This is a genomic window from Acinetobacter calcoaceticus ANC 3811 (genome assembly GCF_000399665.1).
GTDB lineage: Bacteria > Pseudomonadota > Gammaproteobacteria > Pseudomonadales > Moraxellaceae > Acinetobacter > Acinetobacter calcoaceticus_B.
This window is the reverse complement of the sequence record NZ_KB976986.1, coordinates 3,060,509-3,086,133: the sequence shown is the minus strand read 5'-3', so window position 1 is coordinate 3,086,133 and position 25,625 is coordinate 3,060,509. Positions and strand designations below refer to the sequence as shown.

The window sequence follows — 25,625 nt, the reverse complement described above, 5'->3', positions numbered from 1 at the left end:
ACATCACTGTTTAACAACTGAAGTAACTTTATTAAGGGTATTTAAATGATTGAAGAAAAAGTATCTGGGGGGGTTCAATCACTTGAAGTCGGTTTATCTGTACTAAATGCCCTTTTAGAGCACAATCAACCTATTATTCTCAAAGATCTGTCCAGTAAGCTAGAAATGCATCCTGCGAAGGTACACCGCTATCTCGTTAGTCTTATTCGCATGGAATATGCAAAACAACTTGATGATGGCCAATACGCTTTGGGCGATCAAGCATGGCGCTTAGGTCTAAACTGTGTTCAGCATAGCGACACCCTACAACTGGTACAGCATTTAATTTACGACCTACAAAACAAAATTGGTTGCGGCATACAAATTAGTAAATGGTCGCCTAAAGGCCCTGTAGTTGTTCAATCGATTGAATCAAACCACCCTATTTCGATTGTCACCAAAGTCGGCTCAATTATGCCTTTAGTCAATTCTGCCGCTGGACGTTTATTTGCTTCTTATCTTCCAGAGCATTTTGTTCGTCCATTAATGGAAGCAGAGTGGCAAAAGTATCAAGAACTTGGTCTAAACATCGCACCACAAAACTGGCAAGCGTTTACAGAGCTTAAAGAAACGATTCGCCAGCAAGAAATGTCGGCAGCGAAAGGTGATTTACTAACAGGAATTAATGCTGTTGGTTTACCTGTGTTTAATTCAAATCAAAGCATCGAGTTTTGTATTGTCGCACTGGATAGCGAAATGTTTTTACCAGTCGACCCTCACAGTAAAACGATTGAAATCTTAAAAAGTGAAGTGAAGCTCATTAATCAATATATTAAAAGTCGCTAATCAATAGCGATAAAAAAACCAAGAGATCAAACTCTTGGTTTTTTTAGATCAGAAACAAAGCTCAGCTTATTTAGTTTCTAGAACACCACGGCGAATCTGGTCACGTTCAATTGACTCAAATAATGCCTTGAAGTTACCTTCACCAAAGCCATCATCATCTTTACGTTGAATAAATTCGAAGAAGACTGGACCAATCATGTTTTCAGAGAAAATTTGCAATAACAGTTTCTTCTGACCATCTTTAGTATTGCCGTCTAGCAAAATACCACGCTGTTTTAACTCGTCTGTCGGCTCACCATGCTCAGGTAAACGCTCTGGTAGCATTTCATAATACGTATTTGGCGGTGGTGTCATAAATTTCAGACCGAGGCCTTTTAACTTATCCCAAGTCGAAATTAAGTCATCACAAATAAACGCGATATGTTGAATCCCTTCGCCATTAAAGTCAGATAGGAACTCTGCAATTTGGCCGTTTCCTTTGTCCGAATCTTCGTTTAATGGAATACGGATCATGCCGTCTGGCGCTGTTAATGCTTTAGACGTTAAGCCTGTATATTCGCCCTTAATATCAAAGTAGCGAATTTCTTGGAAGTTAAAGATTTTTTCATAGAAGTTTGCCCAATACTCCATACGGCCTTTGTAGACGTTATGAGTTAAGTGGTCAATCTCGTTTAAACCTGCGCCTACTGGATGTCTTTTCGCATCATCAAAGAAGACAAAGTCATTTTCATAGATATCACGATCAACTAAAAAGATTGGCATGCCACCAATACCTTTAATTGCCGGAATGTTAAGCTCCATTGGCCCAACTTTTGAATACATTGGTTCAGCGCCAAGCTCTACTGCTTTTTGGAAAGCTTTTGCTGCATCACGTGTTTTAAAACCCATCGCACATGCAGATGGACCATGTTCTTTAAAGAAGAATGAAGCATAAGATTCTGGCTGATAATTCAGGATAATATTGATATTTCCTTGACGCCATAAGTACGCTTCTTTCGATTTATGCTTGGCTACTTTTGAAAAGCCAATTGTTTCAAAAACTGGATCTAATTCATTTTCCTTTGAAACAAACTCAATAAATGCAAAACCGCATAATTCTAATGGGTTCTCTAAAATATCCATCTAGTTTCCCTCTGGTGATTACCTGTTCCGTTTATCTCTATTGCTGATGAACTCAGCTCCTTTCTCTATAGAATACGTAATCATTGGGTGAGTATTTGAACCGTCAAAATGCCTTAACCCACGCATCCTATGAGAAAAAAACGAATCCTTAAAACGAAGATATGATGAGCGTAGAGCCTTTGATGATTAATTTCCGTTCCATGTGGTGTTTGTTTTCCATACACACTGTCCTTTCTTATCTAAAAGTACGATTGAGATTTTTCAATAAACCCTTAAAAATCGTCTTTTCCTAAAAATCATTTATAGATTTATGGAGACCAACATCCTTGTTGGATCTCCAATGGCCATTTACCTTGAATTAGATGCTACTAAAAACAATTAAATTATGCAATACATAACTTAATTATGAATTACATAATTTTGGTAATCTTTTAATTTGTCTATTTTTAAAATGAATTGTCATCTTTCATATTCTGTTTATGATTCTTTATATTCAATAAGTCTCAATTGTTTTGATTTTGGAAAACTATGCTTTTAGTCAGTGCATGTTTAATTGGTGAACCCGTCCGTTACGATGGTAAATCTTGCCTAAATATTTTACTTAAACAACTGGTAATTAATAAAAAAGCTCATGCGCTTTGTCCAGAATTATTAGGTGGTTTTAGCACTCTGCGCTTACCCGCAGAAATTGTGGGAGGAACAGGTCAAGATGTGCTTAATGGCAAAGCCATAATTACCGATTCATCTGGTTTAGATGTGACAGATTTATATTTAAAAGGTGCCTACCGTACTCTCGAAATTGCACAGCAAATAAAAGCAAGCTGTGTGGTCTTAAAGGAAAATAGCCCTTCTTGTGGTAGTCAAAAAATTTATAACGGGACTTTTCAAGGCGAAAAAATTACAGGAACGGGAATCACCACGGCACTATTGCAGCACCATGGTTTTGAAGTAATTTCTGAAAATGAAATTGAAAATTGGTTAGCTATCAATCCTCTTTAGTGAATTAGTCAGCTTTTACTTGAATGGATTTGTCTACCTCTGTACGACTTGCCCAATAAGTCGCAAGTGCGGGCCCAGAAATATTGTGCCAAAGGCTGAAAATCGCGCTTGGTACTGCGGTAATCGGGGAAGCCGCAAAATGTACTGCTGCAAGCGCAACACCTAAGCCTGAGTTTTGCATCCCTACCTCAACGGCAATGGCTTTACTGTCTGCATAAGGCAATTTAAAGAAACGTGCTGCTGCAAAACCTAACAAATACCCAAATCCATTATGCAAGATCACTACAGCCAAAATGAGCAAGCCCGACTGTAGAATAGCTGCTTTGCTCCCACCAATAATGGCGGCCACAATCGCTACAATTGCAATAACGGAAACTAACGGCATGACTTGAATATAGGATTCGACTTGACGCTTGAGCCATGTTCTTAAAATTAGACCAACCACAATAGGAAGTAGCACCACTTGCAGAATAGAAATAAACATAGAGCCTGCATCAATCTTTAACCATTGACTAGCAAGTAAATAAAAAATCGCTGGTGTTAATACGGGCGCTAAAAGCGTAGATACCGATGTACAGGCTACCGATAAAGCCACATTGCCTTTGGCCATGTAGGTAATCACGTTTGAAGCCGTTCCACCTGGGCAACAACCCACTAAAATCACACCCACCGCAATTTCAGGCGGTAAATTAAATAATTTACATAGAACATATGCTAAACCGGGCATCACCACAAACTGGGCAACTACCCCAATCAACACAGCTTTAGGGCTTTGCAATACTCCTTTAAAATCATCTACAGTCATGGTCATTCCCATACCGAGCATAATAATGCCCAAAATCCATGGAATGTATGCTTTGAGCCAAACAAAAAATTCAGGTTGCCATAGCGCTAGTGCTGCAAAAACAATCACCCATAAGGCAAACGTTTTTTGAATAAATTGGGTAAAGCGCAGTAATGCAGACATACTTTCTATCCCTAAAAATTAAAATACTAGACCAATAGACTTAGCGGTCACCCAACAGATCAGTTGATTGAATACGAACAATTCCTAGTTGCTGCATGGTTTGCCATGCTTGTTCTAACGAACCATTCAGATCAATAGCTTTACAAGCATCTTCAACCACTAAAGTTTTAAAACCTTGCTTAACTGCATCCAAAGCAGTCCATGCCACGCAAAAGTCCGTCGCAATTCCGACTACATAAACCGTATCAATGCCACGCTCTTTTAAGTAACCCTTTAACCCCGTCATTGTGGCGTGATCTGCTTCCATAAAAGCCGAATAGCTATCAATATGAGCATGAAAGCCCTTTCGAATAATCAGTTGAGCTTTCGGAATATTTAAATTCGGGTGGAACTCGGCATCTTTGGTGCCTTGTACACAATGTTTAGGCCAAAGTACCTGCGGTCCATAGTCGAGTTCAATAGTTTCAAATGGCTGCTTACCCGAATGGTTTTGTGCAAAAGAAATATGATTATCGGGATGCCAATCTTGCGTCAGAACAATATTTTCAAAACAATCAGAAAGTTGGTTAATCGTTGGAACAATTGTGTCAGCATCGGCAACTGCTAAATTTCCACCCGGTGTAAAACCATTTTGTACATCAACTACAATTAAAACCGCATTTTTTGGTTGTTTATTCATTTTCATGTCATCTTCAATCCCAATCGGGAAATTGCATTCTATCTTGCCATAAAAAAAGCCCATATTAAGTAAGGCTCAGTCGAATCAAGCTGTATTGTTATATTTACTGACCCTTCTCACCCCTGCAATACCAAGACATCCTATCTTTTCCTCAAGTTTACGTCGCGATTATCCGTTAGGCGTATTGTTCTTATGCGTCTGATCAGTCATAATTTGCATAATTGTCATTCAACAATCTGTTATTGTTAGAACTGGACAATCAAAATACTGCAACCATCCCACATTTTGTTTTTCTTACCTCAGATTCGGATGGATAAATAGGATATTTTTAAAAATGACTCAGCAAGCACAGACCATTCAAGGCTCAATCGTCGCAATCGTCACACCTATGTTGAAAGACGGCGGTGTAGATTGGAAGGGTCTTGAGAAGCTGGTTGAGTGGCACATAGAACAAGGTACAAACAGTATTGTAGCCGTTGGTACAACCGGCGAAGCCTCAACATTGAGCATGGAAGAGCACACACAGGTTATTAAAGAAATTATTCGTGTAGCCAATAAATGTATTCCAATTATTGCCGGTACTGGTGCAAACTCAACCCGTGAAGCAATCGAACTAACTAAAGCGGCTAAAGATCTTGGCGCAGATGCAGCCCTACTTGTTACACCATATTATAATAAGCCAACTCAAGAAGGCCTCTACCAACACTATAAAGCGATTGCTGAAGCCGTAGAATTACCACTTATTCTTTATAACGTACCTGGCCGTACGGGTGTAGATCTTGCAAATGATACAGCTGTACGTTTAGCAGAGATCCCAAATATTGTTGGTATTAAAGATGCGACAGGTGATGTACCTCGTGGTAAAGCTTTAATCGAGGCTTTAAACGGCAAGATGGCTGTATATTCAGGTGATGATGATACTGCATGGGAACTTATGCTTCTTGGTGCAGACGGTAATATCTCTGTGACAGCAAACGTTGCGCCTAAAGCAATGAGCGAAGTATGTGCTCTTGCAATTGCCAAAGATGAACAAGAAGCGAAGACGATTAACAATAAGATTGCAAATTTACACAATATTCTATTTTGCGAATCAAACCCAATTCCTGTGAAATGGGCACTACATGAGATGGGACTGATTGATACTGGTATTCGTTTACCACTCACTCCTCTCGCTGAGCAATATCGCGAACCTCTCCGCAATGCCCTAAAAGATGCGGGAATTATTTAATAAGAGCAATTTATGATGCAATTACGTCTTGGTTTAGTCCTTGCAGTTTCAGCCTTGAGTTTAGCTGGTTGTGGTCGCTTCGCAATTAATAATCACTCTTTAGATTATAAAAATGCCAAGCAACTTGCCCCGCTTGAGTATCCTGCCGACGCAACTGTACGACCAGTGACGCCTTTGTACCCTGCACCAACTGTTGACCAGCTCGCGATTGAGCACGCGCCGAAGTTTGAAAACCAGCGTGGTAACCGTTTTGCATTGCCACGCCCTGAACAAACTCAGGGTAACAATGCAACAGCAGATGCATCTGCTCAAACGACAACTGCGCTTGGACGTCCTCAGCTTGTGACCGACGGTAATAAAAACCCATTATTGAAAGTTGATGGGAATACGACCGAGATCTGGCAATACACCAAAGCGACATTAAGTACTTTAAATTACAACATCATCGCTCAAGGCAGTAATCAGGCGACGATTAAAGTAAATGACAATACTTATGTGCTTAAACTCACTGGTGTGGGTTCAAGTCATACTCTTGCTCTATTTAATGTAGACAACACTTTTGCAAGCCCAGATGTGGCTGCTGAAGTGTTAAACCAGATTTACCAAAATTGGCCAGCCTAGTCGTTTACTAGGCATTTTTTTTAAAAGGTTCCCTCATGTTAAAACAAACCTTGCTCTATACTGGTAAAGCAAAATCTGTATATGAAACAGACAATGCCGACCATCTGATTTTAGTCTTTCGTGATGATGCCTCTGCGTTCAACGGCGAAAAAATCGAACAACTAGATCGTAAAGGCAAGGTGAACAACCTTTTTAACGCCTTCATTATGGAAAAACTTGCTGCTGCGGGTATTGAAACGCATTTTGAAAAATTGCTTTCTCCAACTGAAGTGCTTGTTAAAAAACTTCAAATGATTCCAGTTGAATGTGTAATTCGTAACTACGCAGCTGGTTCTCTATGCCGTCGTTTAGGTGTAGAAGAAGGTAAAGAGTTAACTCCTCCTACATTTGAATTGTTCTATAAAGATGACGGTCTAGGTGACCCAATGGTTAACGAATCTCAAGCGATTGCTTTAGATTGGGCGACTGCTGAACAATTAGAGCAAATGAAAGTGTTAACTTACCAAGTAAACGATGTATTAAAAGCATTATTTGCTGAAGGCAACATGATCTTGGTGGACTTCAAGCTTGAATTCGGTGTTTTCCATGACCGCATTGTGCTTGGTGACGAATTCTCTCCAGACGGCTGCCGTCTATGGGATAAAGACTCTAAGAAAAAACTCGACAAAGACCGTTTCCGTCAAGGTTTAGGCGGTGTTGTTGAAGCTTATGAAGAAGTTGCTGCTCGTTTAGGCGTAGATTTATCTGCTATCTAATCGTTCAAACTTCATGAAAAACCGGGCATTAGCCCGGTTTTTTATATGAGGTACTTTAGAAAATAAATAATAATAGACAGATTTGTCTATTAAAATGAATTAGCACTTGCACAAACTCAATTTTAAACACTAAAATCTAAAAAAACATTAAGCACTTCACAATAATTAAATTCAAAACTAGGGTAAAGCTATGGAAATGTCTAAGCTTGAAAAGAGATTAATGAATCATCCAGTCCATTTTGGTGAAAATCCTTTGGTCTTATTAACCAACTTTAGCAGTTCTGCCTTAAAACAAGGCTGGAGTCAGGCAGAAGTTGAATCTGTTATTGCTAAAGCCTCTCAAGGCGACTATATGGCTCTTATCCGCACTTTAAGAGCTTATACATTTTTTTAAATTTTCTGTTCCTACTGCCATCTCTAGCTTGCTGTAAGCATCTGCTTTTAACCTCATGCTTATTTTTAGTAAGTTCATAGTATTGGGCTTTCTTTAGCTCAAGCGAAAAATCGTCTTGCAAAACGAATGCTCAACCTTCCCTTATATTTAGCATTCCTATCTTTCTGACTGCCCATATTCATACATTATTTTTGACTTCTTTACTGTCACCTCATGCAATTTATAAAAAGACACATAAAGCTGTTAGGAATCGACTGGATTTATCCCGAGCACTGCCTTATCAATGAATAAAAATAAGAAATATAAATTATTTATTCAGTGAGGAGTAAACCTGATGGATCATGAAATAGAGCAAAAAAAGGTCGAGAAAACCTTAAGCTGGCGTGAAAAAATGGCAGTTGAAGAACATGAAAAACTGTCACCCCGTTTGGTCTATGAAATTATCCGCCGTGATGGTGCTGAAGAACTGGATCGTCCAACAGCTGCACTCATCTTTTCAGGGATTGCTGCGGGTTTAGTCATCAGTTTTTCATTTGTATTTAAAGCGATTATTGCTTCCTATCTCCCCACTGATGCTGTTTGGACCGATTTAATCACCAATATCGGTTATACCATTGGGTTCCTGATCGCTATTTTGGGTCACATGCAACTCTTTACAGAGAATACCATCACCACTGTTGTACCTTTATTCAAACCCTTTACCTTCGATAAATTACGAGCAGTGGGCCGCTTATGGGGAATTGTGATCCTATGCAATATCATTGGAACAGCTTTGGCGAGTTTATTTTTCCTAACTACTCACCTGTTTACTCCAGATATTGACAAGGCACTGGATGAACTTGCTCATCATGTCGGTTCCTTTTCTGCAACTCAAAATATGCTCAAAGGTATTATGTCAGGGCTGTTAATTGCAGCTTTGGTCTGGATGTTGCCTTCAGTTACTAATAAATTCCTGCTCATCTTTTTCATGACATATTTGATAGGACTGGGTGACTTTACCCATGTAGTGGTGGGTTCTACAGAAATGTCCTATCTGGTCTGGCAAGGAGAGGCTTCCATTAATGACTATCTGTTTACTTTCCTTGTCCCGACCACCATTGGCAATATTATTGGCGGTACAGGCGTGTTTACACTACTGATTTATGGTCAGGTGACGGAAGAACTGGAATAGCGAGAACTATTGTTCCTGTTGCCATCTACGTTGCTGTAAGCGCTCACCTTCAACTTCACGCTTGTTTCTTGCAGACTCATAGAGTTTGCTTCCCTTTAACTCAGGTGGCAAATAGTCTTGTAGTACAAAGTGCTCAGGGTAATCATGCGGATAGAGATAGTTAATTCCATAGCCTTGTTGTTTCATAAGCTTGGTCGGCGCATTTCTCAAATGCAAAGGCACAGGTAAATTTGCCGTTTTTTCAGCAAGTTCCAGAGCCTTATTAATCGCTAAATAAGTACTATTACTTTTTGCACTCGTTGCTAAATAAACCGCAGTTTGGCCCAGAATAATTCGAGCCTCAGGCATACCCACCGCTTGTACAGAGCGGAAACACTCACCTGCTAGCAATAGCGCATTAGGGTTAGAGTTTCCGATATCTTCTGAGGCTGCAATCAGCATACGTCTGGCAATAAAAACCGGATCTTCTCCGCCTTTGAGCATACGCGCCATCCAATACAGGGTTGCATCTGGATCACTACCCCGAATTGATTTAATAAAGGCTGAAACTAAGTCGTAATGCTGTTCACCCGATTTGTCATATCGTGCAATATTTTGCTGCGCAACTTTCACCACAACTGCATTGGTAATGGTGTTTTCAATTTCTGGTTCAAAGGTACTCGCAATTAAATCCAGTAAATTAAGCGCTTTACGAGCATCGCCTGCTGCGAATTGAATCAGGGCATCATATTCTTCAACATGAATATAACGCTCTTTTAAGAATTTATCGGCTTGAAGTGCATTATTAAGGAGTGTTTGAATTGCCTCACTGTCTAAACTATTTAAGGTATAGACCTGACAGCGAGATAAAAGCGCACTGTTCACCTCAAAAGATGGGTTTTCAGTGGTCGCACCAATTAAAGTAATTTTGCCTTTTTCAACTGCACCCAATAAAGCATCTTGCTGTGATTTATTAAATCGATGAATTTCATCAATAAAAACCACAGGTGTCAGTAAATCACCACTTTCTGCGATGATTTCACGTAATTCTTTTACACCCGTATTCAGCGCAGATAAGCTCACAAATGGGCGATCTATCGCCTGTGCCAAAAGCAAAGCAATTGTTGTTTTACCAACGCCTGGTGGCCCCCAAAAAATAATAGAAGGCAAATGGCCCTGATCAATCATTTGACGCAGTGGCGCATGTTCACCTAACAAATGATCTTGCCCAATAATTTCAGACAAGTCTCTCGGGCGCAGGCGTTCAGGAAGTGGAATATGGGTGTCTGACATCTCAAATGGCTTTATCGTCTTTTCACTATAGTCTATTGTGTCTCACAGAAATCTACAATTTGAATCTATGAGACACGTCCGTTATTTACAGGCTGGTTCTCATTAAGATGGTTTCTTACTCAGCTTCAGTAATCGTGCATTTGAGCCGTCTTCAATGACCCAAATCGAGCCATCTTGTGCTTCATGTAACCCGCGAATGCGTTTTTTCATATCTAGTCTTTGCACTTCTTTCACGGGTTTCTGCTCTAAATCCACCACAATAATTGCTTCTGAAGATAACCCACCAATTAACGCCTTATTATTCCATGCAGGAAATTGTTGTCCGCGATAAATGATTAGGCTCGATGGAGAGATTACGGGAGTCCAGTCAATTTCAGGTGCTTTAAATTCTGGGCGAGTGTGATGATCTGGAATAGGTTGGCCTGAATAATGATCTCCATTTGAAACGATTGGATAACCATAATTTTCACCTTTTACGATGATATTAAGCTCATCACCACCTTTAGGCCCCATTTCAACTACCCAGAGCTGTCCTTGGCGATCAAAAGCCATACCTAAGGGATTACGGTGTCCAAGCGACCATATTTCAGCAGTGACCCCACCCTGCTTATAAAAAGGGTTATCTACAACCGCTGAACCATCCTCATTTAAACGCAAGATTTTACCCAAGTTACTTTTCATATTTTGAGCAGTGTCAAACTTTTGTCGTTCACCTGAACTGACCCACAGCTTACCATCAGCACCAAAAAGCATACGATGTCCATAATGGCCTTGTCCTGAAACTTTGGGTACTTGCTGCCAAATCTGCTTCACATCTGTAAGTTTTGGCTGATTGGCATTAGATAAATCTAATTTAGCACGTGAAATAACAGCGCCAGATCCGCCTTGTCCTTTTGTAGCGTAGCTGAGATAAATCCAGTGATTCTTAACAAAGTCAGGATGCAAAATGACATCTCCTAAACCACCCTGTCCCCCATAGTTCACCGCTGGAATCCCTTGAACATCCAGCATTTTTTTATTTTTAGGATTAAAAATTTTTAATTTACCTTGCCGTTCAGTTACTAATAAACGCTGATCAGGCAAGCTGGTCAAAGCCCAAGGTTCATTGAATTGGGCAAATATTTCAGTTTGATAAGATTGTTTGATTAAGGCGGTCTGCTCTGTTTTTGCAGACGTATTTTGTTCAAGATTTTTTGAATTTGTATTATTAGACCCACAAGCCATCAACAAAAAAAAGCTACTACATAATAAGGGGGTTGCTAATCGTCTCATCATTTTTATCTCCTTTTGTTTTTATTGTTATATAACGGAGATGAGCAAAAAATTTACGATAAAATGTTACTTTATAATACGTTGTAATTAAAAATGCCCATCACGAGCATATTAGCGCACCCATCTTACAACGTAATCTTCAAGATCATCTTCATGAACATCGACTTCAGAAATACAACGTCCCGCAACTGACTTTTTCGCGTTAACTACGCTTTGTCTAGAGCCTGTATTTAAATAGTGCCAAGAAGGTAGGTTTTTACCTTCATTCAAGCGTTTATAAGCACAGCTCGATGGTAACCAGTGAATTGTTTTTAAAGATTCAACCGTTAATTGCAGGCAGTCAGGTACTTGCTGCTGACGATTTGAATAGTCCGAACAACGCCCTGTACCACAATCAAGTAACTTGCACGCCACTTTGGTATAAGCCACCTCATGAGTATCTTCATCTTCAAGCTTAACCAGACAGCACAAACCACAGCCATCGCATAAAGCTTCCCACTCAATTTGAGTAAGTTGCTCTAGTGGATAGTTTTTCCAGAAGAGTGGACGAAGTGAGGTCTCGGTAGACATAATTTTTTAGCAGCTGATGAGATAAAACAGTGTGTAAGTATAGCATTGAAGTGATCTGTACGAAAAAAGAAGCTGTATTCCTAACATCACAAAATGATTGTTTAATATACATTTCAACCACATAAACGACACATTCGGTGCAAAAAACACGCTATATAGTAAAACGACAATGAAAAAATAAGGAGAACAGCATATGTTCCGTTGGGCTATCATTTTTGCAGTGATTGCACTCATTGCCAGTCTATTAGGGTTTGGTGGTGTTGCAGGGTTATCTAAAGACTTTGCCGTGATTTTATTAGTTGTGGCTGTAATTCTCGCCGTAATTGGATTCATTTCGCGAGGCAGAACGTAACCTAATCATGATCACCTAAAAAGAAGGAACTAGTTTCCTTCTTTTTTATTGCGTGAAGCTTTCTATCTTTTGTTTTGATGTAGATTCTTACATAGTTATTGATATTACTTTTATCTTTTTATGCTTTAATCAAGCGTGTTTAAATCTCTTTAAATTTCAGGATTAAGGTCATGAGTACAGCAATTAAAACCCGTGAAATTCAATATACTGCACCAGATGGCAGCCATTTAATTGGTTACTTTGCGGCTCCAGATAGTGAAACACCTGTTGCGGGTGTGATTGTTGGTCCTGAGTGGTGGGGTCGTAACGAATATACTGAACAACGTGCACGTGAGCTTGCTGAACATGGCTATGCTGCGCTTGCAATTGATATGTATGGCGATAAAAAAGTAACCTCGACTGCCGCTCAAGCCTATGAATGGATGATGCAGACATTTGAAAATTTAGACACGGTTACTGATCGTGCCAATGCAGCGCTTCAAACTCTAGCGGCCCAACCAGAAGTAAATAGTGAAAAACTTGCTGCAATTGGCTTTTGCTATGGTGGTAAAGTCGTGTTAGACCTTGCTCGTTCAGGTGCGCCACTTAAATCAATTATAACGTTCCATGCTACATTAGCTCCGAAAGCACCTGCTCAAAAAGGCAGCATTCAAGGTGAAGTTTTAGTACTACATGGTGAACTAGATAGCATGGTCACCTTAGAAGATGTTGCTAATTTTGAAAAAGAGATGCAAGCTGCTGAGGTTAAACACGAAGTAGTGGTTTTAGAAGGTGCTAAACATGGCTTTAGTAACCCGCTTGCAGATGAAAAAGCGAAAGCAAACGGTGTAGACCTTGGCTACAATAGCGAAGCTGAAAAACAAGGCCTTGCTAAAATGTACGCTTTGTTAGATCGTACTTTAAAATAAAAGAAGCCAATTTGGAGCAAATGTTTTTTCGCATTTGCTCCCTTAAATGTTTATGACTTTGCAATATTTTTACTGTATTTTTTAAACCATACTTCAATAACTATACTCCCGTTGAGCTAGAGCAAAGCCTAGTCTTATTTCCCGCACTCGGGGTTTAATGGAATAACATGAGAGGATACAACAATGACTGACAAGAAATGTCCGTATTGCGAATTTGATGAATATGACATCATTGATAAGAATGAATTTGCTGTAATTTTGCCTGATTCTAATCCGCTATCTAAAGGCCACTGTGTGGTAACGCCACTGCGCCATGTTCGTTCTTTTTTTGATATCACTTCTAAAGAACATCAAGGCTTACTTACACTTCTTGAAATTGCGCGCCACGAAACACAACTTCGCCATCAACCAGACGGTTTCCATATTGGTTTCAATGATGGTGAAGTGTTCGGACAAAATTCAGATCATTTCCACATTCATGTCATTCCGTACTACAAAAACCAACCGTTGAAACTTGACCAACGTTGGGGTGTACAAAAGGATTAATCCTTTTTATACATGAAACAGAGATTGCTCATTATCAGGTAATCTCTGTTTTAACATACTCTCGCTATTCGCCCGCTTTAAACAAAATTTCAGCTATAATTTAGCCCTTACTTCTCTTCAATAGCTGTTCATGCCTGAATTTTCTTTTTCTGATGCCCTTTTAAACTGGTTCGATCAACATGGTCGTCATGATTTGCCTTGGCAAGTTGCAGATGATCCGTACAAAGTTTGGGTTTCTGAGATTATGCTACAACAGACTCAGGTGAAAACGGTTCTGCAATATTTTGACCGCTTTATGGAGCGCTTCCCCACTGTAGAGACGTTAGGTCATGCAACTTGGGATGAAGTAGCGCCTTACTGGGCAGGGCTTGGCTATTACGCCCGTGCGCGCAATTTGCATAAAGCTGCCAGTCTTGTTACTCAGCAGGGCAAATTTCCTGAAACGCTAGAAGAATGGATTGCACTACCGGGCATTGGTCCCTCTACCGCAGGTGCGCTCATGTCTTTGGGTTTACGTCAGTACGGTGTCATTATGGATGGCAACGTGAAACGCGTCTTAGCTCGTTTCTTTGCTATTGAAGATGATTTAAGCAAACCTCTACACGAACGTGAAATGTGGAAACTGGCTGAAGAGCTTTGCCCGACACATCGTAACCATGACTATACTCAGGCCATTATGGACTTGGGTGCAACTATCTGTACGCCCAAAAAACCGCTGTGTTTATATTGTCCAATGCAGGCTCATTGTCAGGCTTATCAGCAAGGTTTAGAACAAGAATTACCTTTTAAGAAACCGAAAAAAACACCACCTGTTAGAACCGCAGATGTTCTCATTATTCAGTGCGAAGACGAATGGTTTTGGCAACAACGCCAAGCCCATGGTCTATGGGGCGGTTTATTTTGTTTACCTATTTTAGAAAAGGAACATGAGCGACTGAGCTTAAGTCAGCAATTTAAACTGCAACCTCAACCGCAGACCTTCCAGATCAGTCATAGCTTCACTCACTTTACATGGCTACTTAATGCTCACACGTTCCACGTGGAACCTGACCAAAAAGAACATCTAGCAATTGAACTTGAAGGCCAATGGCTAAGCCCAGAACAAGCTATTGCTAAAGGTGTTCCAACAGCTATGAAAAAATTGATCTCGACGAGTCGTTCGTGACATAGTGGGTAAAATAATTTTGATATGGCTGTGACAGGGAGTATTTTGTGCGACGTTTTGTTTCTCATTTCTCACTTGGTTTTCTCATTATTCTATTGGCTGCCTGTGCCAGTGCACCCAAAAAACCTGCCCCTCTTCCACCCGCTCAAGTCATCAAGCTCAAAAGTATGCAGCTTCCAAATCGACTGCCTGTACCAGTGAAAGGTGTCGATCGAGACGAATTAAAAGACACATGGGGAGCAGCTCGCAGTCAGGGTCGTAGTCACGAAGGAATTGATATTTTGGCTCCACGTGGAACCAAAGTGTACAGTGCAACCGAAGGACTCGTTGCAGATCTTCGTAATAACAACTTAGGTGGCAAAGTCATCTGGATTTTAGGCCCAGCGGGAACATGGCATTATTATGCTCATCTTGATGGTCACAGACGTGGCTTAAATGTAGGTGACTACATCAAAAAAGGTGATCTAATCGGTTATGTCGGCAATACGGGCAATGCACGTTATACTTCACCACATCTTCATTACGGACTTTATCTAGATGGTAAAGGACGTGGTGCTGTTAACCCTTATTCTTATTTACGCTAGGAACACTTTATGTCGGAAGCGCTGATCAATCGCTTAGTAGAGTTTGCCGAGTCAGGCAATCAGCAAAAGATCATTTTAAATGGCAATAGCTATCAAGGCTGGATCATGGAAATCAGTGATGATGCCCTGCTAATCAGTACCGGTTTTTCAGATAAAGTTGGTAAAGACTTTTGGCTAAAGTTTGAAGACTTAACTCAAGCTGAACTGTATTATTGGGATACGCGCCCAAATGAATGGGTGCTGTTTAAACTTTAAAATTCTAAGATAAATATAAGGAGCATCATCACATGAAAACTCAACGCTGCGGATGGTGTTCCAACGATCCTCTCTATATTGCTTACCATGATGAAGAATGGGGCAAACCAGAACACAATGAAGCACGTTTATTTGAAATGCTTTGTCTTGAAGGCCAGCAAGCAGGCTTATCTTGGATTACTGTACTGAAAAAAAGAGAAAGCTACCGAGAGCACTTTTTTAATCACTCTATTGCAGACATTGCTACATTCACAGATGACTTTTTAGAACTAAAATTATCCGATGCGGGTTTAATTCGCCACTTAGGCAAACTTAAAGCAATTCGTGATAATGCAATTGCTTGGCAAGCACTCAAAGCACAAGTCGGTGATGTCACTACATGGCTTTGGCAATTTGTAGATGCGGCCCCACAACAAAACGATGTTGTAGATTATCGTCAGGCGCCAGCACAAACCGAACTCAGCGTAAAACTTTCCAAAACTCTTAAAAAGAATGGCTTCAAATTCGTCGGCCCAACCACCTGTTATGCTTTTATGCAAGCAGTAGGCATGGTCAATGATCATGAAAACAGTTGTCAATTTAAAGCTTCATAACCCACCATAACGGATCAAACCCGCTTAAGGAGTTTCCGATGAGCAATAATACAATTCAAGCTTATGCTGCTATGCAGGCAGGTGAAAAACTGGTTCCTTACCAATTTGATGCAGGTGAGTTACAACCGCATCAGGTTGAAGTAAAAGTTGAATACTGTGGTTTATGCCATTCTGATATTTCTGTTTTGAACAATGAATGGCGTTCAACTGTGTACCCTGTCGTTGCAGGCCATGAAATTATTGGACGAATTGTTGCTTTAGGCTCAGAAGCCAAAGGTTTACAAATTGGACAACGTGTAGGCATTGGCTGGACAGCAGAGAGCTGCCAAGCATGTGATGAATGTATTGGTGGTCAGCAAGTCCTTTGTACCGGCGAAAATGTTGCAACCATCGTCGGGCATGCTGGTGGTTTTGCCGATAAAGTACGTGCAGGTTGGCAGTGGATTATTCCCCTCCCTGAAGATTTAGACGCTGAAAGTGCTGGTCCTTTACTTTGTGGCGGAATTACCGTTTTTGACCCATTACTTAAACATAAGATTCAAGCAACACATCATGTCGGTGTGATTGGCATTGGTGGCTTAGGTCATATAGCCATTAAGCTACTTAAAGCTTGGGGCTGTGAGATCACTGCATTTAGTTCCAACCCTGATAAAACAGAGGAACTTAAAGCAATGGGAGCCGATCATGTCGTGAATAGCCGCGATACAGACGCGGTAACAGCACAAAAAGGGAAATTTGATTTATTGCTCAGCACAGTAAACGTAACCCTAAACTGGCGTGCTTTCATTTCTACGCTAGCACCAAACGGTTCGTTGCACTTCTTGGGGCTTACTCTTGAACCTGTCCCTGTTTCAGTAGGTTCACTTATTAGTGGTGCTAAGTCAGTGACAGGCTCACCTACGGGTTCACCAGCTGCCCTGCGTCAACTTTTAAAGTTTGCGGCACGCAAAAAAATTGCGCCTCAAATTGAGCTATTTCCAATGTCAGAACTTAATGAGGCAATTGAACGTTTACACTCAGGTCAGGCACGCTATCGCATTGTGCTGAAAGCAGACTTTGCAGAATAAAACTAACTCACCGTTTTCATCTGTCGTCGTGACCAGTCCGCCAAGTCACTAATTGCTTGGTGGACATCTGCTGTTAATTCATGCCCCGCATTTAAACGAATGAAATGTCGATATCGTTCATCCTCACCAAAAACATGGCCCGGTACCACGGTAATTCCTTGAGCTTTGGCAGTGTAATACAACGCTAAGGTATCTACTTCCTTTGGTAACTGTATCCAAAGTGCATAGCCGCCTTCTGGCTGACTTAACGCAATCGGAAGGCCCTCAAAGGCTCTTAAAATACAACTGCGATATTGCTCGACCTGTCGCATTAGATTGGGTCGTAGCTGCTCTAAATGCTCTCGATAACCACGGCTATAAATAAAATCGGCTAGGCCTAATTGTAGCGGTGTATTTACGCCAATATTACTTGCCAGTAACTCCAGTCTTAAATGTTGTAGCTTTGAACTTAAACAGAACCACCCTACCCGATATGCACTCGACAGTGACTTAGAAACTGACCCACACCAAATGACATAGCCTTCGCGGTCCCAATAGCGAATCGGTAGCGGGCGTTCATTGCTGTAACCGCATTCACCAAAAATATCGTCTTCAATAATAAAGCACTGATACTTTGCAGCTAATTCAGCAATCTTTTGTTTTTCTGCATTACTTAAACAATATCCTAAAGGATTTTGATAGTTGGCTGTCATCAGGCAAACTTTCGCCAAACCCTGCTGCATCAATGACTCTAAACGTTCAAGATCAATGCCTCGATGATGCGCTGGAATTTCAATAATCTGCCGTTTTAAACTGGCTAAAAGCTGTAGCTGCCCATTAAAAGTAGGTGTCGGAATCAAAATACTATCACCTACTTCTGTTAGGTGCTGAATCACTAAAGACAAAGCAGGGATACAACCATTGGTAATGAAAATATCTTCCGTTGCAATGAAGATTCCATCTTCACGCCAATGATCAGAAAGCGCTTTTCTTAATTGCTCATGCCCTTGTTTATTACAATAGAGAAAGTCTTGTGGCTGACAATTTTTTAAAGCCCGTTGAATAGAACGACGTAAACCCTCTATCGGAATAAAATGCGGCGTCAACTGGATCGACCCCAACGGTACAAGATGACTTTGTAAGGCTGCTTCTTGAATTTGGTTATGCAACTCTAGATTTGAGACTTGCCGAGGTAAAGACAAAAAGTCTGGGCTATCCGGAATAGGACTAGATTGAGTACGAGCAACCACAAAATAACCCGACTTTGGCTTCACATAAATAAGCCCCCTCGCCTCAAGCAATTCATAGCAACTTTTTGCCGTGCTTAAGCTAATACTGTGCTGACGAGAAAAATCTCGTAACGAAATCAGCTTTTGATGAGGCTTGAGCTCATCTTGATAAATTCGATGTGCTAATTGATTCGCAAGAACCTGATATTGAAAAGTCATTCTGTGCTGCTTTTTTAAAAATTTCTGTATCTGTACTGGTTTATAGAACACCTTTACGCTATATAAATCAACTCCAAGAGTAGCAAGAACATGAAATTAAAAGCTATATTGTTATTTACTGTTGTTTTAGCAGGTTGCCAGACTGAGCCACAAAATGAGCAGTACAGACATACCGTTTGCCAAAGCCTGATTGAAGGTTATTTAAAAATAACCAATCAACAAGACTATAAAATGGAGCAACGCACTGATGATGAGTCTAGTACGATTTCTCATTATCAATATCAGCGTAATAGCTCAAATGAAGTTGTCATGGTGAACTCGGCCTCTTCCAAATTATATTTTACTTGCCGACAACAGCAAAAAAGCTATTTTCTGGCACAGCATTTATCAGAGGGACAAACCACTCCAATTTTAGAAGTTGATTTTCCAACTGATGGGTATGCTACTTTTAGAGAGCGCTTTTAAAACCATCTTTTAACTGTTCTACCAAAAACTCAATGAATAAACGGATTCGTTTTGGTAGATGCTCTTGTTGATAATACACAGCATGGATGCTTTGATATTGATGTTCAATTTGGTCTTCAAATAATGCAATCAATCGGCCTTCTTGAATATCTTTCCAAATTTCAAATTCAGATAGTCGTGCGATACCATGGCCTCTAATCGTGAGTTGGCGTACCGTCTCACCACTAGAAGCTTTAATATTTGCTTGTGCGAAAAAATATTCATCGCCGACTTTAATCGGCCAGCTATTAATATAGGCAGGTCTGGTAAAACCAATCAGATCATGCTGTTCGAGTTGTTCAGGTTGTGTTGGTGTGCCTTTAATCGCTAGATATTCTGGGCTCGCAACAATAAATAAACGACTTTTACACACCAGTTTGGCATGAAGACTCGAATCATTAAGTTCCCCAAACCGAAATGCCACATCGGTTTTTTGCTGCAATAGATCAATCACCTGATCATTACTATTTAACTCAATCTCAATATTTGGATAGCACTCACGAAACTTATGCATTAATGGGGCAATCACGTGTAAAACAAACGGCGTTGCTGAATCAATACGAATGAGTCCCGCAGTACCCTGATCAGATTTTTGTAGTTCTTCTTCAGCCGCATTTAGTTCATTTAAGATTTTACGGGCCTTTACCAGAAACTGTTGCCCTTCTTGAGTGAGTTTCAACTTACGCGTCGTTCGCTCTAACAAAGTCACATCTAACTTAGCTTCCAAGCGTGTTAAAGATCGGCTAACTCCCGAAGGTGTTTGTTTTAAATGCTCTGCTGCCGCAACAAAAGAACCCGTATCAACGATTGCGATAAACGCGACGAGTTCTTCAATTGTTGATTTCATGTCTTATTCCATTATTGACTAATGATCAAAGATATTTTGCTTATTCATCTATTTTTTCGCAACAATAAAAAAAGCAAAATGCACATCAAGTTAAATGATTATTCAAATTTAGGTAAACACATGAATATTCCACGTTTTGGTCTAGGTACTTTCCGTCTTAAAGAACAAGCAGTCATTGATTCTGTGAAAACTGCTTTAGACGTAGGTTACCGTGTAATTGATACTGCTCAAATTTATGACAATGAAGCAGCGATTGGCCAAGCGATTGCCGAAAGCGGTGTATCACGTCAGGACTTATTTCTAACCACAAAAATCTGGGTAGATAATTTTGCTCAAGATAAATTTATTCCAAGCTTAAAAGAGAGCTTAGAAAAGCTTCGTACTGACCATGTCGATTTAACTTTGATTCATTGGCCAGCACCAGATTTAGGCATTTCGATTCCTGAAATCATGAAGCTTTTACTTGAAGCGAAACAACAAGGCCTTACCAAACAAATTGGTATTTCAAACTTCAATATTGAGCTTACCCAACAAGCAATTGACACAATTGGTGCTGAAAATATTGCAACCAACCAGATTGAGTTAAGCCCTTATCTTCAAAACCATAAACTTGTAAATTTCTTACAAGAGAAGAATATTGATGTCACTTCATATATGACGCTTGCGTACGGTAAAGTGCTTCAAGATCCTGTTTTAACTGAAATTGCAGCAGCTCATCAAGCAACGACAGCGCAAATTGCACTTGCGTGGGCATTGCAACGTGGTTTTGCAGTTATTCCATCTTCGACTAAACGTGAAAACCTGATGAGCAACTTAAAAGCACAGGATATCGAGTTAACTTCAGCTGAAATGCAAATGATTGCCGAACTTGATCGTAACAGTCGTGAAGTTAGCCCAGAGCCATGGGCACCAGTTTGGGACTAAACTCATGAACACTCAATCAAATACGGCATTCTCGTTACTGGCATTGGCAATTGGTGCCTTTGCCATTGGCACTACGGAATTCTCACCAATGGGATTGTTGCCGAATATCGCTAATGATTTAGGGATTTCAATTCCAACGGCTGGAATGTTAATTACGGGCTATGCACTTGGCGTCATGCTAGGTGCTCCGTTCATGACCCTATGGTTTGGTGGTTTTGCACGACGTAATGCGCTTATCTTTCTGATGGCCATCTTTACGGTAGGTAACCTGATAGCGGCATTTTCACCAAGCTATATGAGCTTATTAGGTGCGCGTCTCATCACAAGCCTTAACCATGGCGCTTTCTTCGGGATCGGTTCAGTTGTAGCAGCAAGCATTGTGCCCGCACATAAACAGGCCAGTGCTGTAGCAACCATGTTTATGGGCTTAACCATTGCCAATATTGGTGGTGTACCGTTGGCAACATGGGTTGGACAAAACATTGGCTGGCGTATGTCTTTCCTTGCGATTTCCTTGCTTGGTGTGATTACCATGCTTGCTTTATGGAAAGCTCTGCCATCAGGTATGGTTGCCCAAAAACCAAATGTAAAAGCTGAATTAAAGGTATTAACGCGCACTCCTGTAATCCTTGCGCTACTCACTACAGTACTCGGTTCAGGCGCAATGTTTACGCTCTATACCTATATCGCGCCAAGTTTGACTGAGTTTACACATGCTTCACCGACCTTCATTACGTTTATGCTGATGTTGATTGGTGTCGGTTTCTCAGTGGGTAACCATTTAGGCGGTCGCTTTGCAGATTTGTCCATTAACAAAACTCTGATTGGTTTCTTGGTTCTGTTAATTGTGATGATGGTGACTTTCCCAATCCTTGCACAAAGCCAGATTGGAGCAGCCATTGCATTAGTAATCTGGGGTGCCGCAACCTTTGCTTTAGTTCCACCATTACAAATGCGTGTAATGTCAGTCGCTCACGAAGCTCCAGGCCTTGCCTCTTCAGTAAATATCGGTGCCTTTAACTTAGGTAACGCAGTAGGCGCAGCAGCAGGTGCTTTAGTGCTCAATTTAGGTTGGGGTTATAGCGCAGTATCATTTGCTGGTGCATTGCTAGCAGGGTTAGGTTTGTTATTGGTGTTATTCCAAATCAAACGCGAAAGCAGCCCAGCCCAAACGTTGCAGCAGTGTTCAGATTAATAAAAAAAGCGCCTGATCTCAGGCGCTTTTTTTAAGTTATTTATTTTAAAATATCTGGTAATTTCGGTTGTTCATAAATTGGACTAGTCACTTCCCGCTTCATTTTCAACAACATCTGATAAGGTTGCTGTTGAACAAACATATTTACGAAGCTCAGCGGAATCGCACCAGCTGGGTCAGCATAACCACTTGTAGTTACTTTAACTTTGTTATTCGCTAATTTCTGGAAGGTCCAATCCCCTTCATAGCGTGTTAAGCGCACTACATCAGGTTGTATCGGATAATTACTATTAATCGCCGTGTTCTTAATGGTAATGAGGCCATTAGCCGCTTTACTCATTTTTCCTTTCACGACTACATCGCGATCTTTTAAAGGAAAAGGAAAATCTAACAGCATATAGAGTGTGAATTCACCCTTTTTCTCATCTTGAGACAACATCTGAACCTTGCCCATATAAGGGACCCACTGATCGGCACGATTTACATCTAAAATCACAGCAACAGCGCGTTCAAGTGGCACATCAAAAGTCGTTTCAGCTTTATATTGAAAGACTGGATTATCAGTCTTTTGATAGGTCCAGACTTTAATATTATTACGGTCTAAGCTGAGCTTAGCTTTTTCCGTAGAAGCAGCCCCCGTCCAGAGGCTGCTTAAGCAAAGAAGAGTGGTCAAGGCAATTTGTTTTTTATTCATGTTCTGCTCTATCTTGTTTTTCTCGCTACACATGGAATACGGACAGGGTTTTAAACCTGTACGTCGTTCAATCCTAAAACATCTTTCATGTCATATTTACGCGCTTCACGGCCGACAACCCATGCCGCAGCTCGCACTGCACCAGCAGCAAAGTTCATACGGTTCGTTGCTTTATGAGTCACTTCAACGCGTTCACCTTCACCAATGAACATCACAGTGTGTTCACCAACGATATCACCACCACGAATGGTTTCAAAACCAATCGTTTGACGGTCACGTGGGCCTGTGTGCCCTTCACGTCCATAAACAGCAACTTCTTTTAGGTTACGGCCTAAAGTATCTGCAATCGCTTCACCCATCATTAACGCTGTACCTGATGGTGCATCTACTTTATGACGGTGATGAGCTTCAATCACTTCAATATCTACTGTATCGCCAAATACTTTTGCTGCAAGCTCAAGTAACTTGATTGATACATTTACGCCTACCGAATAGTTCGCAGCGTAAACCACAGGTGTATGAGTGGCAACTTCGTCTAACTCAGCTTTTTGCTCATCTGACATACCTGTTGTGCCAATAACCATGGCAACCCCAGCTTCACGGCAAAGCTTCAAATGCTGAGCAGTCGCAACCGGCGCAGTAAAATCAATAATTACATCGCAGTCTTTCAGAACATCTGACAAGCTTCCTGAAACCTTCACACCCACTGAACCAATACCAGCAAGCTCACCTGCGTCAGTGCCGACCAAACTACTTTCCGGACGCTCTACTGCAGCAGCCAATTGATAGCCTGCCTGTTGAACTGCTTGAATAAGCGTACGGCCCATACGACCGCCTGCACCTAAAACACCAATGCGTGGAGCTGCTGACATAATCCTTTCCAATCTTCTGTTTTACGTAATTTGTCTACTATATCAAAACTCTTTGCTCACGATAAAAAGTAAAAATTATTTTTTAATATCAGCTGAAATTTAATCTGTTTTCACAAAAGTTAAAGAATTGATCGGCACACTACTCAGCCACGAATGAAAAAAAGATGACTATAAGGAGTTCAGCATGCATTCGAGAATTATTGGCTTCACAGTGATGATGGGGATTATGAGTTCAGTGGCATTTGCAGAGCCTGCAATCCAGCCGGGAGACACATTAGAGAGCTTATCTAAAGCACGTATTACAACTAACGTAAATACTCAAGCAGCAACGCCTACAGCTCAAACGAGCGTAGCAACCGATGCCAATACTGACGTTAAAGTTGAAGATATTGACCCGATTATTGGCGAAACAACAGCAGAAGTACCTAAAGTAGCAGTACAGACAGAAGCAGCAGCTACACCAGCTATCGAAAGTGCTCCGACTCTTGCTTCTAGCGAACCGACTGTAAGTGTGGATGATATTGATGTTGCTCACCCTACAGAGTAAGCAGAGGTAATTTACTTTTAAGCAGAATAAAAATAATAAGATGAATCAGCGCAATAAAAAGGCGGATATTTTATCAATATCCGCCTTCTTTTTAATTTCTTATCTAATCAAGTATTAATCGAACAAACGATCAAAGAATGATTTTTTCTTTGGTGAAGAAGCACTGTCTTCGCCATCAAAAGAAGCTTGCAACTCTTTAAGTAATTCACGTTGACGAGAATTTAAGTTGACCGGTGTTTCGATCACAATACGGCAGAGTAAATCACCTACCATGCTGCTACGTACTGGACGAACGCCTTTGCCACGTAAACGGAATAATTTGCCTGTTTGAGTTCCCTCAGGAATCTTCAAGCTAACGCGACCTTCCAATGTTGGAATTTCAAGCTCTTTACCAAGTGCAGCATCAGCAATGCTTACTGGTACATCCATATAAAGATCGGCACCATCACGTTGGAAAATTTCGTGTTCGCGAACAACCACTTCAACGTACAAGTCACCTGATTGGCCATCACGAATTGCTTCGCCTTTGCCACTCAAGCGAACGCGGTCACCATTATCCACACCCGCTGGAATTGTAACTTCCAACGTTTGCTGGCGATCGGCTACACCTGAACCATGACATGCCTGACAAGGGTTTTTAATAATTTTACCTTGGCCACGACAAGTACCACATGTTTGTTGTACAGAGAAGAAACCTTGCTGCATACGAACTTGTCCTGAACCATGACAAGTTTTACAGGTTTCAACATCTTTTGGATTTTTAGAGCCTTTACCATCACATACATCACATGGTGCTGGAGCAGTAAAGGTAATGGTTTTTTTCACCCCTTTTACAGCTTCTTCAAGGGTAAGTTCCATTACATAGCGTAAATCTGATCCGCGACGTTGACGCTGTTGACGTCCACCACCACCGAATGCACCACCGAAGATATCACCGAACTGGCTAAAAATGTCTTCTGCACTAAATCCGCCGAAGCCACCACCGCCGCCGCCAAAGCCGCCTTCGAACGCATTATGACCCATGCGATCGTACATGCTGCGCTTTTCGCTGTCCGATAAAACTTCATAAGCTTCAGCAGCTTCTTTAAATTTATCTTCAGCTTCGGCATTGTCAGGGTTTCTATCTGGATGATATTTCATCGCCAATTTACGGTAGGCTTTTTTGATCTCATCATCACTTGCGGTTTTTGAAACGCCTAAAACCTCATAATAATCACGTTTAGCCATTTTTGGCGGTGCTCCTCACGGAATTTTATCAATACTCTATTGC

At 40.9% G+C, this 25,625-nt stretch carries 30 protein-coding genes; 19 read left to right on the top strand and 11 right to left on the bottom strand.

What is annotated here, in order from left to right:
• Positions 1-45: 45 nt before the first annotated feature.
• The gene (locus tag F935_RS15730) at positions 46-825 is read left to right on the top strand and encodes an IclR family transcriptional regulator (protein ID WP_016139784.1); all 780 of its coding nucleotides are present in this window, start codon (positions 46-48) and stop codon (positions 823-825) included.
• Between the two features lie 66 nt (positions 826-891).
• Here the strand turns inward: F935_RS15730 and hppD are convergent, their stop codons facing one another.
• A complete protein-coding gene (gene hppD / locus F935_RS15725; RefSeq protein ID WP_016139783.1) occupies positions 892-1,947 on the bottom strand; it encodes a 4-hydroxyphenylpyruvate dioxygenase in 1,056 nt (351 codons plus the stop codon).
• Between the two features lie 528 nt (positions 1,948-2,475).
• Between hppD and F935_RS15720 the strand changes: the two genes are divergently transcribed.
• Positions 2,476-2,946 (top strand): 2-thiouracil desulfurase family protein, encoded by a 471-nt coding sequence (locus F935_RS15720; protein WP_016139782.1) that lies wholly within the window; start codon positions 2,476-2,478, stop codon positions 2,944-2,946.
• A gap of 4 nt (positions 2,947-2,950) precedes the next feature.
• Here the strand turns inward: F935_RS15720 and F935_RS15715 are convergent, their stop codons facing one another.
• Positions 2,951-3,913 carry a bile acid:sodium symporter family protein gene (locus F935_RS15715; RefSeq protein WP_016139781.1) on the bottom strand — a complete coding sequence of 321 codons (963 nt, stop codon included), beginning with the start codon at positions 3,911-3,913 and terminating at the stop codon, positions 2,951-2,953.
• A 40-nt stretch (positions 3,914-3,953) separates the two neighbouring features.
• Positions 3,954-4,598, bottom strand: a complete 645-nt coding sequence (gene pncA, locus F935_RS15710; RefSeq protein ID WP_035366354.1) for a bifunctional nicotinamidase/pyrazinamidase — start codon at positions 4,596-4,598, stop codon at positions 3,954-3,956.
• 328 nt (positions 4,599-4,926) lie between these two features.
• On the opposite strand from pncA, the gene dapA reads away from it, so the two are divergent.
• The 5 genes from dapA to F935_RS15685 all read left to right on the top strand — a co-directional run bounded on the left by dapA (position 4,927) and on the right by F935_RS15685 (position 8,761).
• Positions 4,927-5,820, top strand: coding sequence for a 4-hydroxy-tetrahydrodipicolinate synthase (dapA, locus tag F935_RS15705; RefSeq protein WP_016139779.1), 894 nt, complete (start codon positions 4,927-4,929; stop codon positions 5,818-5,820).
• A gap of 15 nt (positions 5,821-5,835) precedes the next feature.
• Positions 5,836-6,441 carry a lipoprotein-34 precursor (NlpB) gene (locus tag F935_RS15700; protein WP_080645798.1) on the top strand — a complete coding sequence of 202 codons (606 nt, stop codon included), beginning with the start codon at positions 5,836-5,838 and terminating at the stop codon, positions 6,439-6,441.
• A 35-nt stretch (positions 6,442-6,476) separates the two neighbouring features.
• Positions 6,477-7,196: a phosphoribosylaminoimidazolesuccinocarboxamide synthase gene (gene purC / locus F935_RS15695; RefSeq protein ID WP_016139778.1), complete on the top strand. Its 720-nt coding sequence runs from the start codon at positions 6,477-6,479 to the stop codon at positions 7,194-7,196.
• A gap of 190 nt (positions 7,197-7,386) precedes the next feature.
• Positions 7,387-7,590: a hypothetical protein gene (locus tag F935_RS15690; RefSeq protein WP_016139777.1), complete on the top strand. Its 204-nt coding sequence runs from the start codon at positions 7,387-7,389 to the stop codon at positions 7,588-7,590.
• Between the two features lie 334 nt (positions 7,591-7,924).
• Positions 7,925-8,761, top strand: coding sequence for a formate/nitrite transporter family protein (locus tag F935_RS15685; protein ID WP_016139776.1), 837 nt, complete (start codon positions 7,925-7,927; stop codon positions 8,759-8,761).
• 6 nt (positions 8,762-8,767) lie between these two features.
• On the opposite strand, the gene F935_RS15680 is transcribed toward F935_RS15685, so the two are convergent.
• The 3 genes from F935_RS15680 to F935_RS15670 all read right to left on the bottom strand — a co-directional run bounded on the left by F935_RS15680 (position 8,768) and on the right by F935_RS15670 (position 11,875).
• Positions 8,768-10,033: a replication-associated recombination protein A gene (locus tag F935_RS15680; RefSeq protein WP_016139775.1), complete on the bottom strand. Its 1,266-nt coding sequence runs from the start codon at positions 10,031-10,033 to the stop codon at positions 8,768-8,770.
• 102 nt (positions 10,034-10,135) lie between these two features.
• Positions 10,136-11,308, bottom strand: coding sequence for a PQQ-dependent sugar dehydrogenase (locus F935_RS15675; protein WP_035366353.1), 1,173 nt, complete (start codon positions 11,306-11,308; stop codon positions 10,136-10,138).
• Between the two features lie 108 nt (positions 11,309-11,416).
• Positions 11,417-11,875, bottom strand: coding sequence for a YcgN family cysteine cluster protein (locus F935_RS15670; RefSeq protein WP_016139773.1), 459 nt, complete (start codon positions 11,873-11,875; stop codon positions 11,417-11,419).
• Between the two features lie 193 nt (positions 11,876-12,068).
• Between F935_RS15670 and F935_RS18640 the strand changes: the two genes are divergently transcribed.
• The 8 genes from F935_RS18640 to ahr all read left to right on the top strand — a co-directional run bounded on the left by F935_RS18640 (position 12,069) and on the right by ahr (position 17,345).
• A complete protein-coding gene (locus F935_RS18640; protein WP_002053759.1) occupies positions 12,069-12,227 on the top strand; it encodes a DUF1328 domain-containing protein in 159 nt (52 codons plus the stop codon).
• 170 nt (positions 12,228-12,397) lie between these two features.
• On the top strand, positions 12,398-13,135 hold the full coding sequence (locus F935_RS15660) for a dienelactone hydrolase family protein (protein WP_004790213.1): 738 nt from the start codon (positions 12,398-12,400) through the stop codon (positions 13,133-13,135).
• A 183-nt stretch (positions 13,136-13,318) separates the two neighbouring features.
• Positions 13,319-13,681 carry an HIT family protein gene (locus F935_RS15655; protein ID WP_005300389.1) on the top strand — a complete coding sequence of 121 codons (363 nt, stop codon included), beginning with the start codon at positions 13,319-13,321 and terminating at the stop codon, positions 13,679-13,681.
• A 130-nt stretch (positions 13,682-13,811) separates the two neighbouring features.
• A complete protein-coding gene (mutY, locus tag F935_RS15650; protein ID WP_016139772.1) occupies positions 13,812-14,846 on the top strand; it encodes an A/G-specific adenine glycosylase in 1,035 nt (344 codons plus the stop codon).
• 47 nt (positions 14,847-14,893) lie between these two features.
• The gene (locus F935_RS15645) at positions 14,894-15,430 is read left to right on the top strand and encodes a M23 family metallopeptidase (protein ID WP_016139771.1); all 537 of its coding nucleotides are present in this window, start codon (positions 14,894-14,896) and stop codon (positions 15,428-15,430) included.
• 9 nt (positions 15,431-15,439) lie between these two features.
• Positions 15,440-15,685: a hypothetical protein gene (locus F935_RS15640; RefSeq protein ID WP_001287364.1), complete on the top strand. Its 246-nt coding sequence runs from the start codon at positions 15,440-15,442 to the stop codon at positions 15,683-15,685.
• 32 nt (positions 15,686-15,717) lie between these two features.
• On the top strand, positions 15,718-16,278 hold the full coding sequence (locus F935_RS15635; protein ID WP_016139770.1) for a DNA-3-methyladenine glycosylase I: 561 nt from the start codon (positions 15,718-15,720) through the stop codon (positions 16,276-16,278).
• Between the two features lie 38 nt (positions 16,279-16,316).
• Positions 16,317-17,345 (top strand): NADPH-dependent aldehyde reductase Ahr, encoded by a 1,029-nt coding sequence (gene ahr, locus F935_RS15630; RefSeq protein ID WP_016139769.1) that lies wholly within the window; start codon positions 16,317-16,319, stop codon positions 17,343-17,345.
• 2 nt (positions 17,346-17,347) lie between these two features.
• On the opposite strand, the gene F935_RS15625 is transcribed toward ahr, so the two are convergent.
• Positions 17,348-18,772 carry an aminotransferase-like domain-containing protein gene (locus F935_RS15625; protein WP_016139768.1) on the bottom strand — a complete coding sequence of 475 codons (1,425 nt, stop codon included), beginning with the start codon at positions 18,770-18,772 and terminating at the stop codon, positions 17,348-17,350.
• 90 nt (positions 18,773-18,862) lie between these two features.
• Here F935_RS15625 and F935_RS15620 point away from each other — a divergent pair, with 90 nt between their 5' ends.
• Positions 18,863-19,237: a hypothetical protein gene (locus F935_RS15620; RefSeq protein WP_016139767.1), complete on the top strand. Its 375-nt coding sequence runs from the start codon at positions 18,863-18,865 to the stop codon at positions 19,235-19,237.
• Here F935_RS15620 and F935_RS15615 read toward each other — a convergent pair.
• Positions 19,221-20,123 carry a LysR family transcriptional regulator gene (locus F935_RS15615; RefSeq protein ID WP_016139766.1) on the bottom strand — a complete coding sequence of 301 codons (903 nt, stop codon included), beginning with the start codon at positions 20,121-20,123 and terminating at the stop codon, positions 19,221-19,223. The genes F935_RS15620 and F935_RS15615 overlap by 17 nt on opposite strands.
• A gap of 120 nt (positions 20,124-20,243) precedes the next feature.
• Here F935_RS15615 and dkgB point away from each other — a divergent pair, with 120 nt between their 5' ends.
• The gene (gene dkgB / locus F935_RS15610) at positions 20,244-21,047 is read left to right on the top strand and encodes a 2,5-didehydrogluconate reductase DkgB (protein WP_016139765.1); all 804 of its coding nucleotides are present in this window, start codon (positions 20,244-20,246) and stop codon (positions 21,045-21,047) included.
• Between the two features lie 4 nt (positions 21,048-21,051).
• Positions 21,052-22,242: an MFS transporter gene (locus F935_RS15605; protein ID WP_016139764.1), complete on the top strand. Its 1,191-nt coding sequence runs from the start codon at positions 21,052-21,054 to the stop codon at positions 22,240-22,242.
• 40 nt (positions 22,243-22,282) lie between these two features.
• On the opposite strand, the gene F935_RS15600 is transcribed toward F935_RS15605, so the two are convergent.
• Both F935_RS15600 and dapB read right to left on the bottom strand, forming a co-directional pair.
• Positions 22,283-22,936, bottom strand: a complete 654-nt coding sequence (locus F935_RS15600; protein ID WP_004790231.1) for an START domain-containing protein — start codon at positions 22,934-22,936, stop codon at positions 22,283-22,285.
• 50 nt (positions 22,937-22,986) lie between these two features.
• Positions 22,987-23,808: a 4-hydroxy-tetrahydrodipicolinate reductase gene (gene dapB, locus F935_RS15595; RefSeq protein ID WP_016139763.1), complete on the bottom strand. Its 822-nt coding sequence runs from the start codon at positions 23,806-23,808 to the stop codon at positions 22,987-22,989.
• Positions 23,809-23,992: 184 nt separating this feature from the next.
• Between dapB and F935_RS15590 the strand changes: the two genes are divergently transcribed.
• Positions 23,993-24,355 carry a hypothetical protein gene (locus tag F935_RS15590; protein WP_016139762.1) on the top strand — a complete coding sequence of 121 codons (363 nt, stop codon included), beginning with the start codon at positions 23,993-23,995 and terminating at the stop codon, positions 24,353-24,355.
• Between the two features lie 114 nt (positions 24,356-24,469).
• Here F935_RS15590 and dnaJ read toward each other — a convergent pair whose 3' ends face one another.
• Entirely contained in the window at positions 24,470-25,582 is a 1,113-nt protein-coding gene (gene dnaJ / locus F935_RS15585; protein WP_016139761.1) for a molecular chaperone DnaJ, read from the bottom strand.
• Between the last annotated feature and the right edge of the window lie 43 nt (positions 25,583-25,625).